Here is a 9835-nt window from a genome sequence, read left to right as displayed (position 1 = left end):
CTGAACGGCCTCGTCCTCAAACGCCGGACGGGCTGGGGAGTGGCCGCCTCTTGGGTGGGGACAGGCCCGGGGGTCCCAGGGACGCACGCACCGGTGCCGGGTGACTTGAGCCCCGTTCCAGCCACGGCACTCCCCGCTTGGCGGAGCCGTTACGCTGGAGGCGTGGCAGTCGTCGATGTTTCCGAAGAGCTCAAGTCCCTCTCCTCGACCATGGAGTCGATCGAGGCCGTCCTGGACCTGGACACGCTGAGGGCAGATGTCGTCGTCCTTGAGGAGCAGGCGGCAGCGCCCTCTCTGTGGGACGACCCGGAGGCGGCGCAGAAGGTCACCAGCAAGCTGAGTCACCTCCAGGCCGAGATCCGCAAGACCGAGGCCCTGCGTGGCCGTATCGACGATCTCTCGGTCCTCTTCGAGATGGCCGAGGAGGAGGACGACCCGGACACCCGCGCCGAGGCGGAGAGCGAGCTGACCGCCGTAAAGAAGGCGCTGGACGAGATGGAGGTCCGCACCCTCCTCTCCGGCGAGTACGACTCCCGCGAGGCCGTCGTCACCATCCGCGCCGAGGCCGGCGGCGTCGACGCCTCCGACTTCGCCGAGAAGCTCCAGCGCATGTACCTGCGCTGGGCCGAGCGCCACGGCTACAAGACGGAGCTCTACGAGACGTCGTACGCCGAAGAGGCCGGCATCAAGTCGACCACTTTCGCCGTGCACGTGCCGTACGCCTACGGCACGCTCTCCGTCGAGCAGGGCACCCACCGGCTGGTGCGGATCTCGCCGTTCGACAACCAGGGGCGCCGCCAGACCTCGTTCGCCGGTGTCGAGATCCTCCCGGTGGTCGAGCAGACCGACCATCTCGAGATCGACGAGTCCGAGCTGCGTGTGGATGTGTACCGGTCCTCCGGTCCCGGCGGACAGGGCGTCAACACCACCGACTCCGCGGTGCGCCTGACCCACCTCCCCACCGGCATCGTCGTCTCCTGCCAGAACGAGCGCTCGCAGATCCAGAACAAGGCCAGCGCGATGAACGTGCTCCAGGCCAAGCTGCTGGAGCGCCGCCGCCAGGAGGAGCAGGCCCGGATGGACGCCCTCAAGGGCGACGGCGGCAACTCCTGGGGCAACCAGATGCGTTCGTACGTCCTGCACCCGTACCAGATGGTCAAGGACCTGCGCACGGAGTACGAGGTCGGCAACCCCGAGGCTGTGTTCAACGGTGAGATCGACGGCTTCCTGGAGGCCGGAATTCGCTGGCGCAAGCAGCAGGAGAAGTAACTCCCCGCGTGGCTTTCGAGTTGCTTTGTCGACAAGGCAACTGCCTCCCATCGGGCGGCAGTTGCCTTTTTCGTCCCCCTCTTGAGTCTTGATGTCTGGGTTTTACATCACACTCACAGGTTTCATTCCCCAGCAAAGAACGCCTAGTTGGACATTGCGCTCGCAACGGCCTTGACGTTGCTGTGAAAACTGGGAAGGGTGAAGCGTGGCATGCGTGTCTGCGGGGCGCATGTGAACCGGGGGATCTGAGCTTTCGCCAGCCGCCACCCCCGTCGATCACGGCCCCGGACACCGACGCGCCACCCTGACGACGAGCTACTGGGGGTAGCAACCTAATGACCAAGAAGACGCGGATCCGTGTCGCGCGCATAGCGGCCGGCGCGATCATCGCCGCCGGCGCCTCGCTGACCGCCGCGGGTGCCGCATCGGCGCTCGACCTGGGCGTGACCGTGGACGACAACGGGGTCAGCGCGGACGTCAAGTTCGACGACACCACCCCGCCCTCCCCGACCGACACCAACGTCCCGACCGCTCCGAACTCGAGCGAGCCCCCGACCTCGGAGCCGCCGACCTCCCAGCCGCCCACCCCGACGCCTCCGGTCTCGACGCCGCCGAGCGACGAGCCGACCGAGCCCACCGGCAACCCCACCGAGCCGACGGACGAGCCCACCGGCACCCCGTCGGACGGCAGCACCAGCGGCTCCGGCTCCACCGGCGGCAACAACACCGACCCCGACGGCGGCTCCTCCGCCCAGGAGGCGGGCACCTCCGCGCTCACCGACACCGGGTCCGACACGACGGCCCAGGGCAGCGGCGGTGAGCTCGCCGAGACCGGTGCCGGCCAGACCGCGTTCCTGCTGATCGGCGCCGCGACGATGATCGCCGGCGGCATCGCCTTCCGCGTCCTCCCGCGTCTCGCGAGCAGCAACCGCGGCGGCACGATCGCCTGACGGTAGCCGTCCCCGTACGGACCGTACGCACGTCGTACGACGAAGGGCCCGGAGCGTGCGCTCCGGGCCCTTCTGCGTGTCTCTGTTCTGTGTTCTGTATGCCTTCGTACAGGCCGCTTACGCGGTCTGGTGCGCCACCAGCGCCAGCGCCGCGATCAATACCGCGAGCAGGGCGATCAACGCCATGGGGTTGAGATTGCCCCACGGATTCTCCTGCTGCAGCCGCGCGCGGTTCGCGCGGCAGACGGGACAGCGGCCCTCGTTCACGGGCGCCGCGCAGTTCGCGCACACCAACCGGTCGTACGTCATGCGCTCGCCCTCCTTGCACCGGCTATCACAGACACAACGCCACGGGACACGAGAACGTTCCCGAACGTTCCCCTCCACTGTGCCAGGTTCCGCGGGATTCGGCGCGGCTCGCCTTATCCTGCCCCGACCTTGTGCGTTCCAGCCCTTCAAATCCGCGACAAAACGTGCAAGCCTCGCGCAACCCCGGACGCCGACTGCGCGGGCACACCCGGGTCGCGTATGGTCACGCACACCTACCCCCGGCTACCCGTGGTGCACCCGTGATCCGATTCGACAATGTCTCCAAGGTCTACCCCAAGCAGACCCGCCCCGCTCTCAGGGACGTCTCCCTGGAAGTGGAGAAGGGCGAGTTCGTGTTCCTCGTGGGGTCCTCCGGCTCCGGAAAGTCCACCTTCCTGAGGCTGGTCCTCCGCGAGGAGCGGTGCAGTCAGGGCCAGGTGCATGTGCTGGGCAAGGACCTCGCCCGCATCTCCAACTGGAAGGTGCCGCAGATGCGCCGCCAGCTGGGGACCGTCTTCCAGGACTTCCGCCTGCTGCCCAGCAAGACGGTCGCCGAGAACGTGGCCTTCGCGCAGGAGGTCATCGGCAAGTCCAAGGGCGAGATCCGCAAATCGGTGCCCCAGGTGCTCGACCTCGTCGGGCTCGGCGGCAAGGAGGACCGGATGCCGGGCGAGCTGTCCGGCGGTGAGCAGCAGCGCGTGGCCATCGCGAGAGCCTTCGTGAACCGCCCCAAGCTCCTCATCGCGGACGAGCCCACCGGCAACCTCGACCCGCAGACCTCCGTCGGCATCATGAAGCTGCTCGACCGGATCAACCGGACCGGCACCACCGTGGTGATGGCGACGCACGACCAGAACATCGTGGACCAGATGCGCAAGCGCGTCATCGAGCTGGAGAAGGGCCGCCTCGTCCGTGACCAGGCACGTGGCGTCTACGGCTACCAGCACTGACCGCCGACCGACCGCCGTCTGATGTCCGTCCACGGAAAGGCCTGAAGAAGCCGCCATGCGCGCCCAGTTCGTACTCTCCGAGATCGGTGTCGGTCTCCGCCGCAACCTGACGATGACCTTCGCGGTCGTCGTCTCCGTAGCCCTGTCCCTGGCCCTCTTCGGCGGCTCGCTCCTGATGAGCGACCAGGTGACCACGATGAAGGGCTACTGGTACGACAAGGTCAACGTCTCGATCTTCCTCTGCAACAAGAGCGACGCCGAGTCCGACCCCAACTGCGCCAAGGGCGCGGTGACCGACGACCAGAAGGCGCAGATCAAGTCCGACCTCGGCAAGATGTCGGTCGTCCAGAACGTCGTCTTCGAGTCCCAGGACGAGGCGTACAAGCACTACAAGCAGCAGTTCGGCGACTCCCCGCTGGCCAGTTCGCTCACGCCGGACCAGATGCAGGAGTCGTACCGCATCAAGCTCAAGGACCCGGAGAAGTACCAGGTCATCGCGACCGCCTTCGACGGCCGTGACGGCGTCCAGTCGGTGCAGGACCAGAAGGGCATCCTGGACAACCTCTTCGGCCTCCTGAACGGCATGAACTGGGCCGCCCGCGCGGTGATGGCCCTCATGCTGGTCGTCGCCCTGATGCTGATCGTCAACACGGTGCGCGTCTCGGCGTTCAGCCGTCGTCGCGAGACCGGCATCATGCGCCTGGTCGGCGCGTCCGGCTTCTACATCCAGGCCCCGTTCATCATGGAGGCCGCGGTCGCCGGTCTGATCGGCGGCACGGTCGCCTGCGGATTCCTGGTGGTCGGCCGGTACTTCATCATCGACCACGGCCTGGACCTGTCCCACAAGCTGAATTTGATCAACTTCATCGGCTGGGACGCGGTGTTGACGAAGCTCCCGCTCATCCTCGCGACGAGCCTCCTGATGCCCGCGCTTGCGGCGTTCTTCGCGCTGCGCAAGTACCTGAAGGTGTGACACATGCCAAGAGGGCCGTACGGGCAACCGCCCGTGCGGCCCTTCGCGTTGTCCTAGACTCACCGCCATGTCAGGTCGTGACCTGTTCTGTCAGCCCCGCCGCATCCGCCGCGGGGCCGCCCTGACATTGGTGTTCGCGAGTGTGCTGGTGGCCGGTGCGGCGGCCGGGTCGTTCGACGAACCCGACCTGTCCGACCGGAAATCGGGCTCCGGTACGGCCCGTTCGGCGACGGTGAGTTCGGACGAGGACGTCGCGAAGGCCGCCGCCGAGGCCAAGGCCGACGGCAAGTCGCCCATGGAGGCCGCCGAGCGCGCCGTCAGCCGCAGCGGGGACCGCTGGGGTGCCGTGTACTCCCAAGGGGAGTACGAGGAGTTCGAGGAGGCCCTCGACGGCCAGTACACCGGCGTCGGGCTCTGGGCCCGGCGCGAGCGGGACGGCCGGATCGAGGTGACCAAGGTGCAGTCCGGGTCGCCCGCCGCCGCCGCGGGTGTGCACAAGGGCGACCGGCTACGGACCGTCGACGGCGAGAACGTCGACGGACAGCCCGTCACCGAGGTCGTCTCCTTACTGCGGGGCGACGCCCAGGACGCCGCCGCCGGTACCGCCGTCACCCTCGGCCTGGAGCGCGGCACGCACGCGTGGAGCGAGACCGTACGGCGCGCCCGCCTCTCCACCGACTCCGTGACCGTCCGCAAGCTGCCCGGCGAGGTCACCGTGATCAAGATCGCCGCGTTCACCAAGGGCGTCGGCGACCTCGTCCGCACCGCCGTACGACAGGCCCCGGCCGACTCCGCCTTCATCCTCGACCTGCGCGGCAACTCCGGCGGCCTGGTCACCGAGGCCGTCACCGCCGCCTCCGCCTTCCTCGACGGCGGCCTCGTCGCGACGTACGACGTCGACGGCCGGCAGCGCGCCCTGCACGCGGCCGCCGGCGGTGACACCACCAGAGCCCTGGTCGCGCTCGTCGACGGCGGCACGATGAGCGCGGCCGAGATGCTCACCGGCGCCCTCCAGGACCGCGGTCGCGCGGTCGTCGTGGGCTCCAGGACCTTCGGCAAGGGCTCGGTCCAGATGCCGAGCAAACTGCCCGACGGCGTCGTCGCCGAACTGACCGTCGGCCACTATCGCACCCCCTCCGGCCACACCGTCGACGGCCGGGGCATCACCCCCGACCTCGATGTCACCGCCCAGGGGCAGGCCGCCGTGGAGCGCGCCGAGACGGTGTTGAGCGGGCTCGGCGACGCGTCGTAGGCGTTCCCGATCGCCGTCCGTAATCGCCTTTCCCTCGGACCCCCTTGTAGTGCGAAAATGGGCAGCACTATGAGCAAGGGAATGTACGTACCCAAGGAGTCCCAGCCCAAGCAGGGCGGCGGGGCCGCCGGCGGCAAGGCCAGGGACGGCGAGAAGGGCGGCAAGCGCAAGATCGTCGCCCAGAACAAGAAGGCCCGGCACGACTACGCGATCATCGACACCTACGAGGCCGGGATCGTCCTGTCCGGTACCGAGGTCAAGTCGCTGCGCGAGGGCCGGACCTCGCTGACCGACGGCTTCGTCCAGATCGACGGGGGCGAGGCGTGGCTGCACAACGCCCACATCCCCGAGTACCACCAGGGCACCTGGACCAACCACTCCGTGCGCCGCAAGCGCAAGCTCCTGCTGCACCGCGAGGAGATCGACAAGCTGGAGTCCAAGATCCAGGAGACGGGTCACACGATCGTGCCCCTCGCCCTGTACTTCAGCAACGGCCGGGCGAAGGCGGAGATCGCCCTCGCCCGAGGCAAGAAGGAGTACGACAAGCGGCAGACCCTGCGCGAGAAGCAGGACCGCCGGGAGTCGGACCGCGCGATCGCGTCGGCGAAGCGGAAGCAGCGCGGCGAGTAGCCACACGGAATACGGTGGCATCGGCGCGCGTTGTTCACGTACGATGGCTACTGCACCCCACAGCGGGTGTGTAGCGGTTTGAAAAAACAACATGGGGATGATCGGTTTCGACAGCGGCTGTCGAAGCAGGTGAAGCGTGTCGAGGAAGCGGCAATGATCTCGTTAACCATATGTCGCAACCAATAATCGCCAATTCCAAGAGCGATTCCCAGTCCTTCGCCCTCGCTGCCTAATAACAGCGACTGAAGGACCCTAAAAGGGTGTCAGCCCGGGGGTGTTCCCGACCCGGACCCTGGCATAATCTAGGGAACTAAACCGTCGAGCCCGGTCACGGGGTTCGATGGGAAATCAAACAGTGACTGGGCCCGTCGGCGACTTGTTCGCGTGATCACCGGGGCCGAGAAAATCACAGCGAACTGCACACGGAGAAGCCCTGATTCTGCACCGGTGGACGCGGGTTCGATTCCCGCCATCTCCACTCATCCCATGTGGGTAAGGCCCCGCACTGCTTCGGCAGTGCGGGGCCTTTTCCTTTCCCTTTCGTTCACTGAAGCGCGAAGGCCGATATGCGCAGGCCGTCGCTCAGGACGAGATACACGTCGCTACGGCCTTTCGCCGCGCCGCCCGCCAGATCCACGGTCACCGTCTCGTAGTCGTACGACGATGGAGTCGCCGCCGTGTGAACCGTCCCCACCAGCCTGCCCGTCGCGGAACCCAGCCGGACCTCGATCGTGCCGGCGCCGGTACCCGCCACCCGGGCCGTGAACTTCGTTGCCCCTGCGCCCAATTGCGTATCCGCGAACTTCAGCCACGCCCCGTCCGCAGCCGCACCCACCGCCGTACCGCTCGCCTTCGACTCGTCCACGAGGTGAATGCCGGAGTAGTCGTCGAAGTTCTCGGCGCGGGTCGTCTTCGACAGGTTCCGGGGTGGAATGGTTTCCCCGTGGACGCGCCACGTTGTACGGGCGCGGATGTCCGCCGACGACGCTCCCGCCATGACGTCATACGTACCGCTTTCCACCGCCCATTTCGAGCGGGTGACGTCCCAGTGGGCGAGGTCTTTCTGCTGGATTTTCAGGCGGACCGTTTTTGTCTCGCCAGGTTTGAGCGATACCCGCTGGAAGGCTTTCAACTGCTTCAGGGGTTCTTTGTCGCGGGATGTGCGCTGGTGCGTGTAGAGCTGTACGACTTCGTCTCCCGCCCGCGTTCCCGTGTTCGTCACCGGGACTTCATAGCCGCCGGCGACGGGCTTCAGGGTGCCGTAGCGGAAGGTCGTGTACGAGAGGCCGTAGCCGAAGGGGTAGAGCGGGGTGCCTTGGAAGTACTGGTACGTGCGGTCGGACTTGATGATGTCGTAGTCGAGGATCGATGGGAGGTCGGACTCCGACTGGTACCAGGTCTGGGTGAGGCGGCCGGACGGGTTGGTGTCGCCGTAGAGGATGTCGGCGAGGGCGTTGCCTGTCTCCTGGCCCGCGTGGGAGGTCCAGAGGAGGGCGGGGACTTCCTTCTGCAACGCACCCAGCGTGGTGGGGTAGCTGTTCTCGACCACGACCACTGTCTTCGGGTTGGCCGCGTGGACCGCCTTGACCAGGGCCTCCTGGGTCGGGGCCAGAGCCATGTCCGTGCGGTCGTGGGCCTCGCGGCCGTTGATCGACGGCATGGAGCCGATGACTACGACCGCCGAGTCCTTGCCCTTCACCGCAGCCACCGCGTCGGCGACTCCGCTGCGGACCACGTCCTTCGCGTAGTGCGCGGCCTGGTCCTTGGTGACCAGGCCGAGGGTGCCGTTCGCGTCGGTCGGGCCGAGGTAGACCGGGCTCGACCACCAGGACTCGGCGGTCTCGTAGCCCGCGTACTTCAGCAAGTACGTTCCGTCGTCCTGTTGTTCCAGCTTGAACTGCTGCTGGACGTACCAACCGTTGGGCTGGGTCTGGTCGTTGACGAAGTTCGACCAGTTGTAGCCGACGTATTTGCCGTTGGCGGCCGAGCGCAGGGTCACGATGCCGGAGCCCCAGTCGAAGGCGTCGAACTGGGCGGCGGTTGTAGGGGTGTTCGTGGTCTCCTGCAAGGGTGCGCCGGTGTCGCCGGTGCCCGCCGTGACGTACTTGCCGGTTGCCGTGTCGCGTAGGGCGATGCGGTCGACGCCTTCGCTGGTCGTGACACCGGTGTCGAGTTTCGAGGCGATGCCCTTCGCGGGGGTGACGGCGTAGGGGAGCGTGCCCGAGTACCAGTCGGTGTAGAGGGTGTCGGCGAGGGGGCCGACCACGGCGACGTTCTTCGCCGACCCCGAGCCCGAACTCCTCAGTGGGAGCGCCCCGTTGTTCTTCAGCAGTACCGTGCCCTCGGCCGCCGCCCTGCGCGCCAACTGCTGATGCGCCGGGCTGTTGATGACCGACGCGTCGATCGAGCCGTACTTGCCGCCGCCCGGGTCGAACTCACCGAGCCGGACGCGGATAGAGAGGATGTGGGAGACGGCTGTGTCGATGTCCGATGACTTCAACAGGCCCTGCTGGAGGGCCGAGTTGATGGCCGTCGTCGTCGGGCCGGGGTCCGCGCTGTTGTCCGTGAAGCTGTCGATGCCGGCCTTGAGCGCCGCCGCGTCGCCCTCCGCGATCGTGGGGTAGTACTGCTGCGGAGTGACGAGGTTGCCGGGGGCGAACGCGTCGGTGACGTTCAGCAGGGACTGGTCGGTCCACTTCCGTACGACGTCGTTCAGGTCCGGATTCACCGTGGCGGGGCGGCCGTTGACGAGGTTGTACGACGTCATCACGCCCGTTGCCGCGTCCGCCTTGATCGCGGGCTTGAAGGCGGCCTCGTCGTACTCCTTCGCCACCCGTGGGCGCAGGTCGGAGGACGTGGTCGCGCGGTCGACCTCGTTGTTGTAGGCGAGGTAGTGCTTGAGGGTGGGAGCCGTCTTGAGGTGGTTCGGGTCGCCGCCGGTCAGGCCCTCGCCGTATGCCGTCGAGAGGGCGCCGGTGAGTTCCGGGTCCTCGCTGTAGCCCTCCTCGTTGCGGCCCCAGCGAGGGTCGCGGAGGAGGTTCACCACCGGGGCCCAGAGGTTCAACCCCCAGCCGTCCGGGCGTTGTTGCTGGAAGCCGCGGGCCTCGTCGCCGACCGCCGAGCCGACCTGTTCCATCAGCGCCGGGTCCCAGGTCGAGGCGAGTCCGATGGCCTGCGGGAAGACGGTCGCCTTGCCGAGCCAGGCGACGCCGTGCAGGGCCTCGGTGCCGGTGCGGAAGGACTGGATGCCGAGGCGGGGGATCGCGGGCTCGTACTGGTGGAGGAGGGAGATCTTCTCGTCGAGGGTCAGGCGGCCGAGGAGGTCGTCAACACGCTTGCTCGTCGGGAGAGTTGGGTCGCGGAAGGGGTACGGGGTGTCGGCGGTCGCCGGGACCGTCGCTCCCAGGCCGGCGATCAGGGCGAACGCCACGACGAGCGTGGTGCTGTGTCTTCTTCGCGTGCTGTGTCTTCTTCTCTTGCCTTTCATGTCGCGGCTCCTTCA

The 9835-nt window shown here is 67.4% G+C and carries 8 protein-coding genes and 1 other RNA gene; 7 read left to right on the top strand and 2 right to left on the bottom strand.

Annotation, left to right across the window (positions count from 1 at the left end):
• The first annotated feature begins 162 nt into the window (after positions 1–162).
• Both prfB and SPR02S_RS08025 read left to right on the top strand, forming a co-directional pair.
• Positions 163–1269: a peptide chain release factor 2 gene (prfB, locus tag SPR02S_RS08030; RefSeq protein WP_019056431.1), complete on the top strand. Its 1107-nt coding sequence runs from the start codon at positions 163–165 to the stop codon at positions 1267–1269.
• A 335-nt stretch (positions 1270–1604) separates the two neighbouring features.
• Positions 1605–2219 (top strand): hypothetical protein, encoded by a 615-nt coding sequence (locus tag SPR02S_RS08025; protein WP_019056430.1) that lies wholly within the window; start codon positions 1605–1607, stop codon positions 2217–2219.
• A 117-nt stretch (positions 2220–2336) separates the two neighbouring features.
• Here SPR02S_RS08025 and SPR02S_RS08020 read toward each other — a convergent pair whose 3' ends face one another.
• Positions 2337–2528 (bottom strand): hypothetical protein, encoded by a 192-nt coding sequence (locus SPR02S_RS08020; RefSeq protein ID WP_019056429.1) that lies wholly within the window; start codon positions 2526–2528, stop codon positions 2337–2339.
• A gap of 260 nt (positions 2529–2788) precedes the next feature.
• Between SPR02S_RS08020 and ftsE the strand changes: the two genes are divergently transcribed.
• From ftsE to ssrA, 5 genes are all read left to right on the top strand, one after another.
• Positions 2789–3478 carry a cell division ATP-binding protein FtsE gene (ftsE, locus tag SPR02S_RS08015; RefSeq protein ID WP_019056428.1) on the top strand — a complete coding sequence of 230 codons (690 nt, stop codon included), beginning with the start codon at positions 2789–2791 and terminating at the stop codon, positions 3476–3478.
• Between the two features lie 55 nt (positions 3479–3533).
• The gene (gene ftsX / locus SPR02S_RS08010) at positions 3534–4451 is read left to right on the top strand and encodes a permease-like cell division protein FtsX (protein ID WP_019056427.1); all 918 of its coding nucleotides are present in this window, start codon (positions 3534–3536) and stop codon (positions 4449–4451) included.
• A gap of 67 nt (positions 4452–4518) precedes the next feature.
• The gene (locus SPR02S_RS08005) at positions 4519–5703 is read left to right on the top strand and encodes a S41 family peptidase (RefSeq protein WP_174447526.1); all 1185 of its coding nucleotides are present in this window, start codon (positions 4519–4521) and stop codon (positions 5701–5703) included.
• A gap of 81 nt (positions 5704–5784) precedes the next feature.
• Positions 5785–6333, top strand: coding sequence for an SsrA-binding protein SmpB (gene smpB / locus SPR02S_RS08000; protein WP_019056425.1), 549 nt, complete (start codon positions 5785–5787; stop codon positions 6331–6333).
• Positions 6334–6426: 93 nt separating this feature from the next.
• Positions 6427–6814, top strand: a transfer-messenger RNA (tmRNA) gene (gene ssrA / locus SPR02S_RS59530).
• Positions 6815–6877: 63 nt separating this feature from the next.
• On the opposite strand, the gene SPR02S_RS07995 is transcribed toward ssrA, so the two are convergent.
• Positions 6878–9820 (bottom strand): glycoside hydrolase family 3 C-terminal domain-containing protein, encoded by a 2943-nt coding sequence (locus SPR02S_RS07995; protein WP_245607525.1) that lies wholly within the window; start codon positions 9818–9820, stop codon positions 6878–6880.
• Positions 9821–9835 lie beyond the last annotated feature (15 nt).

The organism is Streptomyces prunicolor NBRC 13075, assembly GCF_000367365.1.
GTDB lineage: Bacteria > Actinomycetota > Actinomycetes > Streptomycetales > Streptomycetaceae > Streptomyces > Streptomyces prunicolor.
Note: the sequence above shows the minus strand (reverse complement) of the source record. Positions and strands in the feature narration are given on the sequence as shown.

Excerpts from the sequence above, each read along its gene's own strand:
- SPR02S_RS08025 (WP_019056430.1), top strand. The coding sequence starts at position 1,605 with ATGACCAAGAAGACGCGGATCCGTGTCGCGCGCATAGCGGCCGGCGCG.
- SPR02S_RS08020 (WP_019056429.1), bottom strand. The coding sequence starts at position 2,528 with ATGACGTACGACCGGTTGGTGTGCGCGAACTGCGCGGCGCCCGTGAAC.
- ftsX (WP_019056427.1), top strand. The coding sequence starts at position 3,534 with ATGCGCGCCCAGTTCGTACTCTCCGAGATCGGTGTCGGTCTCCGCCGC.
- SPR02S_RS08005 (WP_174447526.1), top strand. The coding sequence starts at position 4,519 with ATGTCAGGTCGTGACCTGTTCTGTCAGCCCCGCCGCATCCGCCGCGGG.
- smpB (WP_019056425.1), top strand. The coding sequence starts at position 5,785 with ATGTACGTACCCAAGGAGTCCCAGCCCAAGCAGGGCGGCGGGGCCGCC.
- SPR02S_RS07995 (WP_245607525.1), bottom strand. The coding sequence starts at position 9,820 with ATGAAAGGCAAGAGAAGAAGACACAGCACGCGAAGAAGACACAGCACC.